The following is an 18,225-nucleotide window of genomic DNA, read 5'->3' on the forward strand; positions in this document are numbered from 1 at the left end:
TATTTTTCCATGCCGACGATCATCGTCAACGATATCGAAGTCGAAGCGGGTCCGAAGGACAACCTTATCCAAGCTGCGCGTCGCGCGGGCGTAGAGATCCCGCACTACTGTTGGCATGATGAGCTGTCGGTGGTCGCTTCCTGCCGTATGTGTCTAGTGGAGGTGGGCGAGCGCAAAGAAGACGGTACCGTGGTCATGGGGCCCAAGCTGATGCCAGCTTGCCAAACTCCGGTGCGAGATAATGTCGTCATCAAAACGGATTCGGAAAAGGTCAAATCCAGCCAGGGAATGACGCTTGAGCTGTTGCTGCTGAATCATCCTCTCGATTGCTCTATCTGCGATCAAGCGGGTGAATGCTATTTGCAGGATTACACTTATAAGTATGGCAAGGCGCACAGCCGGTTAGATGAGCCTAAAGTTCAGCGGATGGACAAGTACCATATCGGCGAACAAATAGCTCTGTTCACGGATCGCTGTGTCATGTGTACACGCTGCGTTCGCTTTACCCGGGAGATCAGCGGGACGGCTGAGTTGCAAGTGGTTGCGCGAGGGAGCGTTGAAGAGATCGACGTTTTCGCAGATACGCCTTGCAATAATAAGTTGGCTGGAAACGTAGTCGATCTTTGTCCGGTAGGAGCACTCTGCAGCAAAGACTTTCTTTATAAGAAGCGTGTTTGGTGGCTTAAATCCCAAGATTCCGTTTGCGCAAATTGCTCGACGGGCTGCAGTATCGAAGCTGATCAGAACGAAAATAAAGTCTATCGCTTGCGTCCGAGACATAACCCCAAAGCTCAAGGGCACTTTATGTGCGACGAAGGCCGGTTTGGGTTCAAGTACATCAACGACGACGCTCGAATAACTAGACCGAGCGTCAATGAAAAAGTAAAAACATTGCTCAGCGTCCCTGGCACGAATGGAAGCAATGCTAATGGGAAAGCAATCGCCGATTTGGCTTACGCTGATCCATGGGTCGATGTGCTGGCGATCACTCGCCGATGCATTGCCAAAGCAGCCGCGAAAAATGCCAGTGGCTTTACCGTCTTGCTGTCGCCGATGATGACCGTGGAAGAAGCTTACCTTCTGGCGAACTACATCAAGTCCGTCAACAAATCGATTCGGCTTGCATTGGGGCCAGTCGCTGACACTGGAAAAGATGACGTATTTCCAAAGCTGCCCAACGGTCAATCAGTTGCTCCCGAGAATGCGAAGTTCATCATCCGCTCCGAGAAGGCTCCGAATCGTCGTGGCGTTGAGCTAGTGTTGAAGCACTTTGAAGGCAAAGTGGTCTCGTTTGATGACGTAGTTAAAACAAGCTCGCAGATTGAAACGCTTTATGTTGTTGGTGGTTATCCACCGAATTGGGTCGACAGCAGAATTTTAGCCATCGCGGAAGCTGCCAGCGTTGTCATTGTTCAAGATATTTTGTCATCAGAACTGAGTAACCATGCTGATATCCTGCTGGCCGGGGCCGCGTATCTCGAGAAAGATGGCTGCTTCGTGAATCATTCCATGCTGGCTCAATCGGTCAAGCCTGCGGTCCGCTGTCCTGGAGATGCTCGGCCTGACGGTCGCATCTTAATGGAGTTGAGCGAACGGAAGGGGCTTTTCAACGCTCGCCTTCTTCGACAGGAGATTGCCGAAAAACTGCCGGCGTTCGCGGCACTTTCGGTCGGTGATTTAGGTTCGCATGGAGTCGTGCTGGTTTCGCAACCTAAACCGGTCGCAGTTTTGTAGACGTCTGTTTATTCGTTCTTCACGTCAAGTTTTTGTTTAGGTAATGAATCGCATGTGGTCTGAACTTTGGCCAACCTTAGCGGCAATCGGCGTCATTTTGGCGTTCGTGCCTGTATTAGGTTTGTACATGACTTTTATTGAACGGAAGCTGTCGGCTGCAGTGCAAGATCGCCTGGGACCAAATCGTGTCGGTCCTTTCGGGCTGTTCCAAGCCATCGCGGATGGGATCAAGATCTTTCTGAAAGAGCAGGTCATTCCGCAGCACGTGCACAAGCTTTTGTATGTGGTAGCGCCGACCTTCAGTTTGATGACTGCGATGTTTGCGTTGGTGGTTTTGCCGTACGGCCCGGTACCTGTCGATTACGTAGAAGGCTTTAGGTTTATCGTAGCGCCGGGTGTCGATATCGGATTGTTGCTGATGTTCGCGATTAGCAGCCTGTCTGCGTACGGCATTATCCTTGGCGGTTGGGCTTCGAACAATAAGTATTCGCTCTACGGTGCCATCCGCTCTTGTGCGCAATTCATCAGCTATGAAATTCCACTGGGACTATCGGTGCTGGGCGTGATCGCTGTCTCTGGATCGTTGAACATCGAACAGATCGTGGCCGCGCAGGGCGATGGGATTGCAAATTGGAATATTTGGTGGCAACCACTTGCTCTGATCATTTTCTTTACGAGTGCACTGGCCGAAACGAATCGTCTGCCATTCGATTTGCCCGAATGTGAGCAGGAACTGGTGGGCGGGTTTCATACGGAATACGGTGGGATCAAATTCGTGCTGTTCTTTCTCGCGGAATACACACACCTGGTAACGGTCAGTTTCCTGACGGTGTTGTTATTTTTCGGAGGCTGGCACTTTGCGGGCATAGTCGGCGCTGGTGACGGAACGTTGGCCGCGAATCTTTTGCGAGTTTTGATTCTGCTCGTCAAAGTTGGCTTTGTCGTTGCGTTCATCATGCTGTTGCGTTGGGCGCTGCCTCGATTCCGCTTTGATCAGTTGATGGGGTTGGCATGGAAGGGTCTAATCCCGCTTGGACTGGCGAATCTTGTCGCTGTCGCTGTGGTTCTTAGTTTTGGATTGCCGACTTGGCCGCTTGCAATCTTTTCATTGGTTGCATTGTTGGTGGCTGGCATGTGGAATGTGCATCAACTGAAGCAAACGATCGCATCGACGAGCGAGAGTGCAACCTTGGAGCCTACAGCCGCCTAAGACCGCCTGCTTAAACAAAAAACATTATGAGTACACTACCAACTGATGCGCCTGTAGAGTCTGGCGACGCCAAAGTAAAGAAAAAGACCAAGCATGTGGTCTACGCGGAAGATCCGCAAATGACGCTTTCCGAGGCACTATACTTGCCAGCTATTGCGTCAGGTGTTATGACCGCGCTGAAACATGCGTTCAGCTTCACAAAGCGTTCGACGCGGCAATATCCAGAAGTTGAACCTGAGATGCCGCCAAATTATCGTGGGGTTCATCGCTTGAATCGCGATGACAAGGGGCGGGTCAAGTGTGTTGCGTGCTTCTTGTGCCAGACGGCTTGTCCGGCAAACTGTATCGAGATTCATGCTGCGGCGGCACCTAAGGACGATCCGAATTGGGCTGACCGTGATAAGTATCCTGCCACGTTCGTTATCGACGAACTGCGATGCATTTATTGCGGCATGTGCGAAGAAGCGTGCCCCGTTGACGCTATCGAACTCACTAGCATTTACGACCTCACTGGTATGAGCCGTGAGCAAATGATGTTCGACAAAGAGAAATTGCTGAAAGTCTTTGATGAGACGAAGGAGGCCGGGAAGGATCCAGTTCGAACGCATCGAGGCCAGCTGGGACCAGCGTCTGAGGTTGCTGAGTCTGGGAGGAACGCGCCACCGCCGCCTGGACGTGGACGGCCAGGTTAATTTTGACAGAAGTTAAGAGTTTGCTTTTTCATTTGATCGCTTTACCTAAAAAGACTTGTTGTGTTTAGTACGTTCAATATTCCACTAGCTCAAACAACGCTCGACAAACTCGGTGTTCCCGATTGGTCGCTGATGGGGTTCTGGTGCATTCTGCTTGGACTCCTGGGCTACATCGCGCTGCAGTATGGCGCACTTCGCAGTCGTGGTGCGATGGTAGTCGGGATCGTGCTGCTGATAGCGGCGGGACTACTCGCGACGTGGCATCAGGTGACTTCGCTGGACAATTTGGTCATGGTTCTCTTCTTCGGACTGGCGACCGCTGGTGCTGTCAGTTTCGTGACGATACGCGAACCCATTTACGCTGCTCTCGGTTTTGCAACTACGATTTTGTCAAGCTGTGGCATCCTCTTTATGCAGTACGCTTACTTCGTGTCGGCCGCCACAATGATCGTTTACGCCGGAGCGACCATTATTATCTTCCTGTTTGTTCTGATGTTCGCGCAACAGGGCCATTTACAGACTTATGACTTGAAGTTAAACACTCCGATAGTCTCTGGGATTATCGCGGCGGTTGTGTTGGGTTTGATTTACTACAGTATTCTTAATACCGAATTAGTTCCTGTGACTGCAGACGCACTATCAACTAGACCGCACTCGACTGCTATTACGCTACCGGCACCTTCGCGTACCGCCGAACTTGGTCGCGGGCTTTATACCGACTACCTTTTCACAGTTGAAATTGCTGGGACGTTGTTGCTGGTCGCGACCATTGGAGCGATTAGCGTGGCGTCGAGATCTGCGGAGGCGGACACACCATGAGCTTAGATATCACGGTAACGCAGAACTTATTAGCATTCGGTGGCGTCGTTTTCGCCTTTGGATTGTTAGGGTTTCTCACGCGCAGATCAATGATCCTGATGTTCTTGTCGCTGGAGATGATGCTGGCGGGTGTTAGCATCAATCTAGTTGCATTTTCGCGTTTTCATCACAACTACCAAGGGCAGGTGTTTACCATCATGATCTTGACTGTTGCTGCATGTGAAGCGGCACTGGCGCTAGCAATGGTTACATCGCTGTTCCGCCGCAAGCCAACATTGGACATTCGTGTGTGGAGTCGACTAAACGACTTGGTTACTCAGCCAGAAGCGGAGCGAGCGGTTTCGGTAGTGGAAGACGTTACGGAATTTCCGACTTTGACACCGGCTGGTCTAGATCCAGCTTTGTCGCCGATCCCGGCGCGCGGAGCGGAAGGTTGGAATCGGCCATATTCGCAAGATGCTGATAAAGAAGAGGTGACTGGTCGTGCTTGATTTTTTCGCTTGGTTGGTTCCTCTAACACCTTTATTTGGGGCAATCGTCTGTTTTGTACTCAGCTTGCGAGGTGATCGCGAGATTGCTCACCTACCTGCTATCCTGGCGCTTGGGCTTGCGGCGCTCGCATCATTCTGCCTGCTAGTTTTCTACACACCTTCCGAAGCCGCACGGGTCTTTGAAGGCTATCGATTCCTGCAGGTCGGCAATACGGCGATCGACATTTCGCTGCGCATCGATACGCTCACGCTGACATTATTGACTGTCGTAACATCCATCAGCACTCTCGTCTGCATTTACTCGCACGAGTATATGAAAGGCGATCCTGGCTACGCACGTTACTTTGCCGTCTTTTGCAGTTTCGTATTCGCAATGACTATGCTCGTGATGGCGAGCAATTTGTTGCTGCTGTATGCGTTTTGGGAAGGTGTCGGAACATGCAGTTATCTTCTCATCGGATTTTGGTTTAAGAAACCATCGGCAGCTGCGGCAGCTACAAAGGCATTCTTGGTGAATCGAGTGGCTGATGTGGCTTTCTTGTTGGCGATACTCTCGATCGGCTACTTTGTCGGCTTAACTTCGGTCGGTCGGGACGTTTCCGTTCTCCAGCGTTACGACTTCGATCTTATCTTTCGCGCAGCACAAGAGCTGTCGATGAACCATCCTATTGCACTGTATTGGATAGGTATCGGATTGATTATTGGTGCGATCGGAAAATCTGCTCAGTTCCCATTTCACGTTTGGCTTCCGGACGCGATGGAAGGTCCAACCCCTGTTAGTGCATTGATACATGCGGCAACAATGGTTACCGCCGGAGTTTACCTCGTTTCGCGAATGGCTCCGGTTTTGATCTACGTCCCGGACGTGTTGCTATTGGTTGGCTACTTAGGTGGCATCACGGCGGTCATCGGAGCAATTATGGCATTGTTCCAAGATGATTTGAAACGCGTCCTGGCCTACTCGACCGTAAGCCAACTTGGGTACTTGTTTATGGCGTTGGGGGCCGGTTGCGATCGAGAGCTTATGATGCTCGCGGTGTGGGCGGCCATGTTCCATCTAGTAACGCATGCGTTTTTTAAGGCACTTTTGTTTTTGTCAGCCGGCTCCGTAATGCATGCCATGGGTGACATCATCGATATGCGGAAGTTTTCCGGTCTGCGGAAGGTGTTGCCGAGAACTCACTGGTTATTTGCCGTTGGGGCCGCGACGCTTGCTGGTTTGCCTCTGCTCTCGGGTTTCTTTAGCAAAGATGCGGTCATTTCCGTTCTGGTTGATGCAGGGCAAAATCCAGAATACGGGATCCACTTCAAAACGCTTGCGATGGTGGGTTTTTTCACCGCTTTACTTACAGCAATCTACACGTCACGTTCCTACTTCCGTACGTTTTGGGGAAAAGAGTTGCTTCCGGAAGAAGCTGGGCATCATCCTCACGACGCCGGAACAGCGATGTATATACCGATGATCGTGCTGGCGGTTGGCAGCATCTTGGTTGGTGGCGTTCTGGAACTCACCGGCTGGTTGTTCCACTACATCGAATACACTCCGGTCCAAGCTGCGGTTAAAGTTGAACATAATGTAAACCTGATGGTCATGTTTTGGTCAGCAGTACTTGCCGTTCTCGGGGTCGGAATTGGCTATGCTTGGTACGCTCTGGGAACGGCCGACGATGGTCGCTCGCACCAGGCGAATTGGTTTGTAAGCTTCGCCAAGGACAGGCTCTATATCGACTGGGTCTATCACAAAGTTATTGTGATTCCGATGGAGCTCTTTGGAGCAGTGCTTGGTTGGTTCGATAGTGCGATCGTCGACAATCTCGCTACGATGCTGGGATCAATTCCAGGTGCATTGGGTGGAGCTTTGCGTCGTTTTCAGTCGGGTCGAGTTCCTTCGTACGCTACCTACACTGCAATTGGTATTACGGCGTTGGCGGTTTATTTGATCGCCTTTTAAGTTGAATTGACGAATGATTTATCTGTTACCACTTTTGATTGTTGTACCTCTTGCGGCTGGAATTCTAATCAGCGTATGGGGTGGAAAACTGGGCAGCCTTGTCAGTAAGTTCGCGGTCCTGTGCTTGCTCGCAGTAAGCGCAATGACAGTTGCGCTTGTGCTTGATATTGCTGGTCGTGAGCCGGTCACAACTGCGGGATCAATACAGCCGCGATTGATGTACGCTCCCTCCTCTTTTAATGTCGAGTTTCCATTCAAGATTGGTGACCACGTTTTGAATTGGCAGCTCGCGTTGGGAGCAGACGGAATCAGTTCGTTGATGATTTTGTTGACGACGATTGTTTGCACCTGCGTCGGAATCGCGGCCACGCGTCAAATCACAGATAGGCAGAATATCTATCTTGGACTTATTTTGATTATCGAAGCGATGTTGATGGGCGTCTTTTTGGCGATGGATGTCCTCACCTTTTATATTTTCTTCGAAGCCGTATTGCTGCCAGTCATTCTGATGATTTACCTGTGGGGGGATGCGGCAACTGTGCCTCGGGCTGCACGACGGTTCTTGCTATTCACGCTTGCCGGTTCGATTCCGATGGTAGTCGGATTGATAGGTCTGATCCTTTACTCTGCAAACGCGCAGCAACCATCGACAGTATTGCTGCCGGAGCTATCGGCGATTATCCCCGCACTAGATCAGGCTGCTGGAGCTGACATATCAGCGGAAGGTGTTGAAGAAGTCGCCAACTCAAAGCTGCAATGGATTTTGTTCATCCTATTGTTTGGCTTTGGAATTAAGATGGCCATCGTGCCGCTGCACTCTTGGTTGCCTACAACCTACTCTGCGGCTCATCCCAATTCGACTGCTATTATCGCGGCCGTCGTTGGGAAGCTGGGTATCTACGGAATTGTGCGCATCGTATTGCCGCTTATGCCCAACACGATGTCAGGCACCGCGCAGCTAATCTTTGCCGTCGCTGGTGCAGTTGCGATCGTGTACGGAGCGTTGATTGCACTTGCCCAAACCGACCCTCGCCGACTTTTCGCATACAGCTCCATCTCCCATCTCGGTTTCATCACTGTTGGCTTGATGTCATACACGGAGATAGGAATTCAGGGCGCTGTGCTTCAGATGTTTAATCACGGAATGATTGTCGCGGCAATTTATCTGTTGATCGCTGCCTTGGAAGAGCGTTATGGTCAAGAGAGAGTTGCCGATGTCTATCACGGCTTGGCAACGCGATCGCCTGCACTTGCGAGCTTTTTTGTGTTCTTCCTGCTGGCCGGTGCTGGTTTGCCAGGCTTGAACAGCTTCGTCGGCGAACTAATGACGCTTAGCGGCATGATTCAATATTCGATTTGGATAACGATTTTGGCTTCTACGGGCGTTCTTTTCGGTGCTTGGTATTCGCTGCGTTTCATCCAACGAATATTGTTTGGCCCGCTTCATAAAGAACATATCAGAACGAACGTCGACCTGTTTACTGCGGAAAAGAGTGCTTTACTTCCACTCGCGGTTTGTTGCCTGGCTATCGGAGTCGCACCGATGCTCGCGACCAGTTTGTTCCATAAAGATACCGCACTTCTCGCAAAGAACGCGGGAGTCGGTTCGCCTACGCAAGTTGCAAGCACTAAGTAATCCTTAGCACTCTTTTTCGGTCCTCAATAATTCTCGCGTCCTTGAACATGAATCCAGCTACTCAACACTTAGTACAATCGCTCATTTGGCTTGGCCCTGCGTTGTTGCTGATTCTTTCAGGTTGTTTAATCCAGTGTGGATCGCTGGTAACTAAACGACAGCGACCGCGAGACATAACGGAGCGGCAAAATGGTTATGGGTTGACGACAATCGTTGTGCTTGCCGTTGCTTTCGCATGGCACTTGTTTCGTCGCAGCAGTACGATTGATCCGAATCTGTTTAACTTGTTCGTGTGGGATGATACGGCGCTGGCGGCAGAAAGACTGGCGTTGTTGGGCGGTTTAATTCTTGCACTTATTTGCTGGGCCGTTGCTCCTCGAGCTTATCTACCTGAATACTTCGGTTGTCTGACGATAATTATCGGCGCGGTTTGTTTAGTCGGCGCGTGCAACGATTTGATTGCTTTGTTCCTTGCGCTCGAATTGATCAGTATTCCGACATATGTGCTATTAGCTACTGTGCGTGGATCGAACGATGCTCTCGAAACTTCGATCAAGTACTTCCTTCTCAGTGCCTTTGCATCAGCGTTCTTCCTTTTCGGGTGCAGTTATCTGTATGGGATTGCAGGAACAACAGATTTGACTGTCGTGGCGGCGGCGGTGAACAATGCTGAACACAACATGCTCGCGCTCATCGGTTTGATCTTTGTGATCTGCGGTTTAGCCTTTCGAATCACTGCGGTTCCATTTCATTTTTACGGCCCGGATTTGTTCGAAGGTACCACCATTTCGATGGCGGCCATGATGAGCTATGTCCCCAAGGTGGCGGGGTTCGTTGCCTTAGTGAGAATCGTTGGAACGGTAGATGCCGGTTCGTTTATTGGCCAGAAAATCATCCCCCTCATACTGATTCTATCGGTCATAACTTTCACTCTCGGCAATGCAATGGCCGCTGGTCAACAAAACTTGCGACGACTGTTGGGCTACTCAAGCGTAGCTCACAGCGGCTACATTTTGTTGGGCTTGGCAGCTTTTATGGTGGGTGGATCGGAATCGCAAGTGATCTTTACTTACTTGCTGGTCTACGCCGCGATGACGTTGGGAGTGTTTGCGTTTCTTGCGGAAGTCGAAGTGGCTGGCGGCGAGAACCAGTTGGTCAGCGATTTGTCAGGGATGTTTTATCGACGCCCAGCAGCATCTGTGGCTGCCGTCATCTGTTTGATCTCTTTGATCGGTCTGCCGCTTACAGCTGGCATGTGGGCAAAAGTCCAGGTCTTCGCAGCGGCGGTTGGCGTCGACCAGCCCGTGTTTTTGGTCTGTGCGATTTTGATGGCTTTAAACGCTGCAGTAGCCGCAGGCTACTACTGGCGAATCTTGGCAAAAATCTTTGACAAGTCTGCCAAGCTCCCGCCGCTTCGTGTATGGCGGCCCAGCTTATTTCTGGCATACAGCATCTGTGCAGTCCTAACACTAGTCTGGTTCTTTGTGCCAAGTGGGATGTAGGGCGAAGTGTATGCTGGTTCGGGACTGGCTTCAGTCTCAGGCAGGAATGCCCAAGCTACGGCAATTAATAGTAAGCTAGCATATTCAGATGGCGTGATCGGGATGTTTCGGGGAACCGATTCGTCTTGATTGGAGACCTTCAAATACAGTATCTCTAGTTTTATCGGAGATTTTAGTGTTTTGATTAATGGTCAAACAATGGCGAACGTCAGCTTAACTAGTTCAAATGGAATGCCGTTGCGAGCGTGCATCGTGCAGCTCCGACTACATTGCTGGTGCGCCCTTGTTGCCTTTATCATCGTCAGTGGCGGTTGTAATCGGTCGAATCCATATCTTGCAACACAACCTGGTGGCTATTCGCCATACGCGCAGACTCCGGGAGCGGCGCCCAACTCGCTCAACGGTGCTTTGTGGCAGAATCCGTTGGGTGGTGCGAACACAAATGCTGCGATCGCTGCGAATAATATGGCAGCTCAGGCCTCGCAGGCTCAACTCCAAGAAATGGAGCGCCGAGCTCGACTGCTGGATGAAAACAATCGTCAGTTGACAGCTCAGATCGCGCAGGTTCAGCAGCAAAGCGATTTGAATCGCGAACGCGCTGAACTGCTCCAAGGTCAACTTCAAGAGGCATCACGCCAGATCGAGCAAGCGCGCCTGGCGAGTCTTCAAAATCAACAGCAAGTGTTTGCCGCACGATCGGAAGTCAACGGGCTTCAAGCCTCGATTCGCAAGAACGGTGGAGCGACTCTGACAGCGAATACTTCATTGCAAAAAATAGCGGACGCCATCTCCACCAGCGGTTATCCTGCGATTGTAGACGGACGCGTGATCCGAGTTTCGCTGCCTAGCGACCAGCTTTTCCAGCAAAACTCAGCTCAACTAGTCCCCGCGGCTGCCCAATTATTAGATCGCATGGAAGCAAGTCTAGTGCGAAATGCATCGCGAAATCGAATCGGTATAGAAGCTCATACCGACGCCGGCCCGGTGGCGGGCGGCGCTGCGTCAAGTCTCCATCAACTTGCGGCCTTACAAGCGGTTGCTATCGTTGAATATCTACAACGTCGAGGCCAGTTCGCAAGTACTCAACTGTTTACACTTGCCCATGGTCCGAACCACCCTGTTTCCGATAACCAGTCACCCGCCGGTCGTGCGCAGAACCGCCGCATCGAATTTGTTGTCTATCCCGACTCGATCTAAGCTCATTAGCTTTGCACATTTTTGCACACTTTGAATTGTGCGCATCTTCTTTAGGCAAAAACGACAGTTTGCCATCTAACTCACCGAGGCATTCCGTTGTGGTTAGCCTCCGAGGGCGGTCGACAACGCGATAATCTCCATGGAAAGATATGCCACCTGCGTAATGGGTGGCGATCAAAAAAGCTCTTTAACTTGTAGTTTCTATAGCGCCGCTGGAATGCGTTATTAAACCTAAGGATATGTAACGATAAAACCGATCGTGAAACGGATGTATGGGTAGTCTGCAAAACACATTTTGTGTTTTGCAAGCTAAAGCGTTTGAAAGCATCAACACCGAACGCAAATGCCAAGATCGTCGGTCAAAGTTACAAATCGCAAAAAATATCGAATCAAGGATCCGCTTCGTTCGCCCCTGCGCCGAACTTTCTTAGCAATTCTTCTTGCCCAGGCCGCTTGGCCAGTTGGGGTGTTGGCCAAAGAATTCGTTTACGACCACCCGAGCAGCGATGGGCTCAAAAGCTTTCCCGGGGGTGACGTTCAAGCTAGCAGTCCGACGCAACTAAATGCGACCGCGGTAGCCACGGACGGGGTATACTCGGGCGCGGAAAAGAGCCCCTTCGACAGAGACGCTCCGAACGTTCCGCCGTCGGTCGAGTTGTATGTGTCAACGGATGAGGACGATTCGGAGATCGTGGAAGTAGCAAAGAATAGTCCAACTCCAACAGAGATGATCGAATTGAAGCCGTGGTGGGATGATCTGCTGCGCGAGCGACTGACTGGTGATGCGGTAGAGATTCAGCGGGTGAAACTGGACGAGCTAGTTTGGCAGGCGATGGCTTCATCACCGCAGATCCAAGCGATTTTGACCGAGCCAGCAATCCGCGAAACAGAGATCGCACAAGCGGCCGCGATTTTCGATCCGACTCGCTTCGTCGATTCCATCTTTCACGACACCTCTGACCCAGTCGGCAATCTGCTAACTACGGGTGGAGCGCCGCGTCTTAACGAACACTATATGGAAAATAGTTTAGGCGTGCGCGGTCGGAATCAGTTTGGTGGACAAACCGAGTTGTTCCAAGATATCGGACTCAGGAACAACAACTCGCAATTTTTTGTCCCCGGGCAACAAGCTGATACGCGGATGGTGCTCAAATATTCGCATCCTCTGCGCCGCGGAGCTGGACGTTTTTATAATTCCTCGACAATTGCAATCGCACGAGTTTCGGCCGACATCAGTCGATCAGATGCCAATCTCGCAATTCAAAATCATATCTTCGACGTCTATCAAACGTACTGGACAATTTTTTATCATCGAGCGACTTTGTTACAGGGGCATCGCGCCATTGGTAGGCTCACCAAGATTGCAGAAAACATTGCGGCGCGGGCTGATATCGACGGAACTCGCAGTCAAGCTAGTCGTGCTCGAGCCGCTGTGAGTTCGCAAGAAGCTCGCACCCAACGGTCGGCAGCAGAACTTGCGAAGGCTGAAGCGCAAATGCGAGCGTTGCTGAATTTTCGCGACACTTACAACACCGTCAAATCGGAACTGATACCTATTACCCAGCCGATGAACGAATTTGTTCCAGCCGATGTCGCTGCTGAATTGGCCATTGCGCTGGAGTCACGGCCAGAAGTAATCGCACTGCACGACCAAATACGCAGCATGCACATACAGCTGAAGGTAGCGGAGAATGAGCTGCGGCCGACGCTGAACTTGGTCACCGAAGGGTACATTCGTGGACTCAATGGTGACTACAACATTTCCGATTCGTTCGGAGACCAGTTTGCGCGAGGCCGGCCAAGCTATTCGGCTGGGCTTACTTACCAGCGTCCCAAAAACAATTCGGCTTCGCGAGCGATCATGCGCCAGCGCAATCTAGAGCTCCGCAAGCTACTATTTACGCTCGACCAACAACTGCTAGATGTCTCGCGAGAGATACACGCCGCAGCCGCCGAAATCGAAGCCTCTTTCGCCGAGTATCGTTCTGCGGTTGCTGCAACCCTGTCGACCAACGAAGAACTGCAATATCTTGTAGCTCGATGGAGCACAAATCCTGTGCTTGAAAACACAAGTCCAGCCTTACTGATGGATGAGATCTTAGACGCGGAATCGAGGTTGATTCAAACGGAAAACAATTGGGCTCTTGCTCAAAGCACGTATATGATCGCGCTTGGACGCGCCAAGCTAGCGTCAGGAACTCTCTTTTCCATTTCTGGTTATGTGCCGCAAACCGACTTGCCAGATTCTGAAAACTAGAAAGATTCGATTAGATCGCTAAGCCAAGATTGCATCGATAACCTTGCCGTGAACATCGGTCAAGCGAAAATCGCGTCCAGCATGTCTGTAGATAAATCGCTCGTGATCAAAACCAAGGCAGTGCAGCAACGTTGCGTGCAAGTCGTGTACATGGATCGGGTTCTCTACGATATGAAATCCGAAATCGTCGGTTGCGCCAACACTCATTCCAGGCTTAATACCACCGCCGGCCAGCCAGATCGTAAAGGCTTGAGGATGATGATCGCGTCCTTGAGTGCGGCCTAACGCGGGGTTAGTCTCGATCATGGGAGTGCGGCCAAATTCCCCGCCCCAGATTACAAGAGTCTCATTCAATAAGCCACGGCGTTTTAAATCCAGTACCAACGCCGCAGAAGCTTTATCGGTTGCGCTGGAATTAATTTTAGTGTTTCCAACGACATCACTGTGGGCGTCCCAACCTTCATGAAAAATGTTGACGAACCTGACGCCGCGTTCAATCATTCGACGTGCAAGAAGGCAGGCACGTGCAAAAGACGGCTTTGCTGGATCGCAGCCATACAGGTCAAGCGTGTCTTGCGACTCGCTGCTCAGATCCATAAGCTCGGGAGCAGAAGATTGTAAGCGAGAAGCCATTTCGAAACCCGATATGCGGGTTGCTATCTCAGGGTCGTTGACCACATTCAAACGCAGTTGGTTCATCTCGGCAATCATCCGAAAAGTATCCTGCTGCAATTGTTCGGTCACTCCGGCAGGGTTGGTGACATTCAAAATCGGGTCACCTTGACTGCGGAACTGTACTCCGGTGTAGGCCGTTGGCAAGAAACCGCTTGACCACAGTGCGCTTCCGCCGCTTAAGCCCGAACCGGTGCTCATCACTACAAAGGCGGGTAATTCCTTTGATTCTGCGCCAAGGCCATAAATTGTCCAAGAGCCGAAGCTTGGGCGACCTGGCTGCGAAAATCCCGAAGTCATCAGCAGTTGAGCAGGCGCATGATTGAATTGGTCGGTATGCATTGATTTAATCATGCATATTTCATCGGCAATAGCTGCGAGATGCGGTAAGGCGTCTGATATCGTTGCTCCGCTTTCACCGTGACGCCTGAAGACGAATTGCGGACCGAGCACTGCGGCGTCTGGTTGAATGAAGGCGTAACGTTGGTCACCGATGATCGACGCTGGCAACGGTTGTCCGGCTAACTTTGAGAGCATCGGCTTTTCGTCGAAAAGATCGAGCTGGCTGGGAGCCCCACCCATGAACAGCTGTATGACCGCCTTTGCTTTTCCCGGAAAGTGCGTTTTCGCGGCACCGGCAGACGAAGCCAATTTTGTTACATCTTCCGCCCGCACATTTGATTGCTCAAGCAGTAATTCTCCGAGCGCAATGGAGCCAAGTCCGACTCCACACTGCGAAAGGAACCATCGACGTGCGTTGTGAATGGCAGCTTTACGGGCGTGCCCATTATCAAAAAAAGTCATGTGTCTATTCTCGTGTTAGGAATTCATCCAACCCATATAGAGCACGAACAAGTGCACTCCACGCGGCGTCACTTGCCATTTTTGCTGCGGTGCTTCCATCTTTCAGGTCTACGGTATCTGGCTTATCAAGAAAATCGCGGGCAGCGGTTAGATCTTTCGAGAAGGCTCCGACTTGTGTGTGGTAGAATTCGACCAAGGAGTCGAGCTCTTGTTTGGTAGGTTCACGTACAAACGTTGTTTGGAAGAGCCGACTGGCTTGTGCTTCGACTGTCGTGACCGAACTGGCACTGACTCTTTCGCCAGCGATTCTTGCAAGTTCGACAACCATGGCATCGTTTAATACCGTAAGCGCTTGAAGTGGACTATTGCTTCGGTCACGTGTAGCAACGCATGCTTCGCCGCTGGGCGCATCAAATACTGCGAACATAGCAAAGGGGGCAGTGCGTTTTGCAAAAGTGTAGAGGCTGCGGCGGTAGCGATCTTCACCTTGGCTTTCGGGCCATTTCGGACTTCCATAGGCAACTGTTGTTACATTGGTTGGCTGAGGCGGGTAAACGGGTTTGCCGCCGATGCGATGTGTTTCGATGCCCGAAGTCACCAGCAATGAATCGCGTATCATCTCCGCGTCCAATCTGTATCGCGGAGAGTAACTTAACAATCGGTTGTCTGAATCAAAATTGCTCGATTCAAGTTTTGTCACCGAACTCTGCTGGTAAGTTGCACTCAGCACCAGTCGGCGGTGGAAACTTTTTAGCGACCACTGGTCTGTTGTCATAAATTGATAAGCCAACCAGTCGAGGAGTTCTGGATGGGATGGCGATTCGCCTTGTAAGCCAAAATCGTCTTTTGTTTTGACTATGCCTGTGCCAAAAATTGCAGCCCATTGCCGATTGACTGCGACTCGGGCTGTCAGCGGGTTCTGTTGGCTAACCAACCATGCGGAAAAGCCCAGCCGGTTGTTTGGCAACTCCTGCTGGTCGTCGCCTTCAAATGGATGCAGTACCGCAGGAGTCTTCGGATCGACAAGTTCCTTCGGTTGTAGGTACTCGCCACGGTGGTGAAGGTGCGTCGGGCGCGTTTCGTTGCTAGGACGCTCCCGAAAAACTAGCGTCTCCGTATACTTTGGACGCTGCTGCAGTGCTCGAATTTCGTCCGCCTGCGCCTTCAGCTCAGGGGCAATCATTGCAAAGGCTGATCTGAGTATACGAAGGTCGTCGGCGGAGCGCTGATCTGATGGCATAAGGAGCCGAGCTCGTACTTCATCGGAATGTGGTTTTGCAACAACTGATTTCGAAGTCGACTGAGCTGCTGACCAGCGAAATTTGCCCAGCGAGCTTGGGTAGTGACGACCGAATGACATGGAGATCTTTATCGAAGTACCCGCTTGAATGGCGCTTTCGAATTGAAACACCGCTTCGTGCTTTTCTCCGGTTCTATCTTGAACTGACCAACCTGATTGGATATCCCCATCAATGGCTGCTTTAGCATTGAGCGGCTGGTTGGAGCCTTCGCCTTTGGCATAAGATGACGAAGCCGAGCTGCACGGGAACAAAGTACCTTTGGCATCTTCAAACTTGACTTCCGTTAGGTAGAAATCTCCTGTCGGCCCCTCGAAATACGTCATCCCGGGTCCGTTAGCTGGTAGTCGCGGATCGGGAAATACCTCCAGACGTAACGCATGGATGGGTTCGGCGGAAGCGGCAAACTCGAGGTGATAGTCGTCGCGTTTCGTAATATCGCCGGACGCGAAGATGACACCTTCACCTTCATCATGCAAGAATACAGAATTCGTGCGCATTTCGTTGGGCAGTAGTGGTTGCCACGCGACCGCGGATTTACGTTCATCATCTAACCAAGCGTCGAACGCTTCGTTAAACGACCGAGTCGTACCGTCGGTTGGCCAACGTTCTGGCAATTCGACAAGCAACTGGTTCGCTTTCTCTAGTTGTCGTTGCCACGTAGTATCTGTCTCGCCGTCAGACAAACTCAACGCGGGTTCATCGGCGTTGTTAAGGAATGCCATGAACTGGTAGTATTCGCGATGGGTGATCGGGTCGAACTTGTGTGTGTGGCATTGACAGCATCCCATGGTTAGGCCTAACCACGTCGTACCGGTCGTCGCAACGCGATCTGTCATCGAATGGAAACGATACTCAAGTGGATCGATGCCACCTTCTTCATTCAGCATCGTGTTTCGATGAAACCCTGTCGCGATTTGTTGCGACTCGGAAGCATTGGGAAGCAAATCGCCCGCGAGCTGTTCGATTGTGAACTTATCGAAAGGCATATCGTCGTTCAAAGCGTTAATAACCCAATCGCGGTAAGGCCAGATCGAGCGTTCTCGGTCCTTTTCATAGCCGTTGGAATCTGCATACCGAGCGAGGTCCAACCAGTTTCTCGCCCAGCGCTCCCCATAAGCGGGAGATGCCAGCAAGTGTTCGACCAACTGCTCGTATGCGTCATGGTCAAAGGCGTTCTCAGCCGTCGCAAGTCCGTGGCGAGATGAAAGTCTGTCGATCCAATAGGTGCTCTCTTCCAAGCTTGGGATCTTACCAGTCAGATCAAGGAACAGTCTTCGAACTAAAGTCGCAGTGGGTGCACGCGGTGAAGGCGTCAGGGCCGCATCTTCCAGCGCATGGAGGATGAAATTATCGATTGGATTCTGGCACCACGCCTTCTCACTCACGTCGGGAATTGCTACATCTGTCGGATTGATGAACGCCCAGTGCTGTGCCCATGGAGCGCCTTCTTTCACCCAGTTCGATATCGCCAGTTTCTGTGCGTCACTCAGGGACTTGTTCGCGCTAGGTGGCGGCATCTGCGTATCTGGATCATCGGACGTGATTCGTTTCCAAAGTTCACTTGCTTCGGGCTCGCCTGGTTTGACAATCCAGCCGTCCGCACCTTCCGAAAAGAGTCCGGATTGCTGGTCAAGCCTTAGGTCTGTCACCCTAGTTTCATCGTCGGGACCATGACATTGAAAACACGCGTTGGAAAGAATTGGCCTGATGTCTTTTGAAAAGTCGACGGCCGATACTCTCAATGTCGTTACCATCAAGGCAAGCGTAAATACGACGCACGGAAGAATGCTGAGAGCGCAACGTGCAAAGATGCTAGCAGTTTGGCTGCGGAGCAGCCCAGGGGGGGAGATATTCACAGTATTCGGGGCGGGAGAGTTGGAAGTGGGGAGCTCTCGTCGACGAGCTAAATCCATTTTAGCCGAAACATCGCGCCAGGTGTGCTGGAAAAATTCTTGATGT

At 51.4% G+C, this 18,225-nt stretch carries 12 protein-coding genes; 10 read left to right on the plus strand and 2 right to left on the minus strand.

The features are described 5' to 3' along the window. The first annotated feature begins 9 nt into the window (after window positions 1-9). The 10 genes from SH451x_RS10775 to SH451x_RS10820 all read left to right on the plus strand — a co-directional run bounded on the left by SH451x_RS10775 (window position 10) and on the right by SH451x_RS10820 (window position 13,489). A complete protein-coding gene (locus tag SH451x_RS10775; protein ID WP_479362463.1) occupies window positions 10-1,734 on the plus strand; it encodes an NADH-quinone oxidoreductase subunit G in 1,725 nt (574 codons plus the stop codon). A 52-nt stretch (window positions 1,735-1,786) separates the two neighbouring features. Beyond that, window positions 1,787-2,944, plus strand: coding sequence for an NADH-quinone oxidoreductase subunit NuoH (gene nuoH, locus SH451x_RS10780; protein ID WP_479362464.1), 1,158 nt, complete (start codon window positions 1,787-1,789; stop codon window positions 2,942-2,944). A gap of 26 nt (window positions 2,945-2,970) precedes the next feature. After that, the gene (locus SH451x_RS10785; RefSeq protein WP_479362465.1) at window positions 2,971-3,636 is read left to right on the plus strand and encodes a NuoI/complex I 23 kDa subunit family protein; all 666 of its coding nucleotides are present in this window, start codon (window positions 2,971-2,973) and stop codon (window positions 3,634-3,636) included. 60 nt (window positions 3,637-3,696) lie between these two features. Then, a complete protein-coding gene (locus SH451x_RS10790) occupies window positions 3,697-4,455 on the plus strand; it encodes an NADH-quinone oxidoreductase subunit J family protein (protein WP_479362466.1) in 759 nt (252 codons plus the stop codon). Next, window positions 4,452-4,946, plus strand: coding sequence for an NADH-quinone oxidoreductase subunit NuoK (gene nuoK, locus SH451x_RS10795; RefSeq protein WP_479362467.1), 495 nt, complete (start codon window positions 4,452-4,454; stop codon window positions 4,944-4,946). Before SH451x_RS10790 ends, nuoK begins: the two co-directional genes overlap by 4 nt. Then, window positions 4,939-6,897 (plus strand): NADH-quinone oxidoreductase subunit L, encoded by a 1,959-nt coding sequence (gene nuoL, locus SH451x_RS10800; protein WP_479362468.1) that lies wholly within the window; start codon window positions 4,939-4,941, stop codon window positions 6,895-6,897. Before nuoK ends, nuoL begins: the two co-directional genes overlap by 8 nt. 13 nt (window positions 6,898-6,910) lie before the next feature. Then, window positions 6,911-8,533 (plus strand): complex I subunit 4 family protein, encoded by a 1,623-nt coding sequence (locus SH451x_RS10805; RefSeq protein ID WP_479362469.1) that lies wholly within the window; start codon window positions 6,911-6,913, stop codon window positions 8,531-8,533. 47 nt (window positions 8,534-8,580) lie between these two features. Next, window positions 8,581-10,035 carry an NADH-quinone oxidoreductase subunit N gene (locus tag SH451x_RS10810; protein WP_479362470.1) on the plus strand — a complete coding sequence of 485 codons (1,455 nt, stop codon included), beginning with the start codon at window positions 8,581-8,583 and terminating at the stop codon, window positions 10,033-10,035. 198 nt (window positions 10,036-10,233) lie between these two features. Beyond that, window positions 10,234-11,232 carry an OmpA/MotB family protein gene (locus SH451x_RS10815; RefSeq protein ID WP_479362471.1) on the plus strand — a complete coding sequence of 333 codons (999 nt, stop codon included), beginning with the start codon at window positions 10,234-10,236 and terminating at the stop codon, window positions 11,230-11,232. A 343-nt stretch (window positions 11,233-11,575) separates the two neighbouring features. Continuing rightward, window positions 11,576-13,489 (plus strand): TolC family protein, encoded by a 1,914-nt coding sequence (locus SH451x_RS10820; protein ID WP_479362472.1) that lies wholly within the window; start codon window positions 11,576-11,578, stop codon window positions 13,487-13,489. Between the two features lie 18 nt (window positions 13,490-13,507). Here the strand turns inward: SH451x_RS10820 and SH451x_RS10825 are convergent, their stop codons facing one another. Together SH451x_RS10825 and SH451x_RS10830 are read right to left on the minus strand one after the other, a co-directional pair. Next, window positions 13,508-14,965 carry a DUF1501 domain-containing protein gene (locus SH451x_RS10825; RefSeq protein WP_479362473.1) on the minus strand — a complete coding sequence of 486 codons (1,458 nt, stop codon included), beginning with the start codon at window positions 14,963-14,965 and terminating at the stop codon, window positions 13,508-13,510. A gap of 4 nt (window positions 14,966-14,969) precedes the next feature. Then, window positions 14,970-18,020 carry a PSD1 and planctomycete cytochrome C domain-containing protein gene (locus SH451x_RS10830; RefSeq protein ID WP_479362474.1) on the minus strand — a complete coding sequence of 1,017 codons (3,051 nt, stop codon included), beginning with the start codon at window positions 18,018-18,020 and terminating at the stop codon, window positions 14,970-14,972. Window positions 18,021-18,225: the final 205 nt, after the last annotated feature.

The sequence above is a fragment of the Njordella aestuarii genome (genome assembly GCF_056494165.1).

Bases quoted from the DNA above. Each gene is read 5' to 3' on its own strand.
- SH451x_RS10805 (WP_479362469.1), top strand. From the start codon at position 6,911: ATGATTTATCTGTTACCACTTTTGATTGTTGTACCTCTTGCGGCTGGA.
- SH451x_RS10810 (WP_479362470.1), top strand. From the start codon at position 8,581: ATGAATCCAGCTACTCAACACTTAGTACAATCGCTCATTTGGCTTGGC.
- SH451x_RS10825 (WP_479362473.1), bottom strand. From the start codon at position 14,965: ATGACTTTTTTTGATAATGGGCACGCCCGTAAAGCTGCCATTCACAAC.
- SH451x_RS10775 (WP_479362463.1), top strand. From the start codon at position 10: ATGCCGACGATCATCGTCAACGATATCGAAGTCGAAGCGGGTCCGAAG.
- nuoH (WP_479362464.1), top strand. From the start codon at position 1,787: ATGTGGTCTGAACTTTGGCCAACCTTAGCGGCAATCGGCGTCATTTTG.
- SH451x_RS10815 (WP_479362471.1), top strand. From the start codon at position 10,234: ATGGCGAACGTCAGCTTAACTAGTTCAAATGGAATGCCGTTGCGAGCG.
- SH451x_RS10820 (WP_479362472.1), top strand. From the start codon at position 11,576: ATGCCAAGATCGTCGGTCAAAGTTACAAATCGCAAAAAATATCGAATC.
- SH451x_RS10785 (WP_479362465.1), top strand. From the start codon at position 2,971: ATGAGTACACTACCAACTGATGCGCCTGTAGAGTCTGGCGACGCCAAA.
- nuoK (WP_479362467.1), top strand. From the start codon at position 4,452: ATGAGCTTAGATATCACGGTAACGCAGAACTTATTAGCATTCGGTGGC.
- SH451x_RS10830 (WP_479362474.1), bottom strand. From the start codon at position 18,020: ATGGTAACGACATTGAGAGTATCGGCCGTCGACTTTTCAAAAGACATC.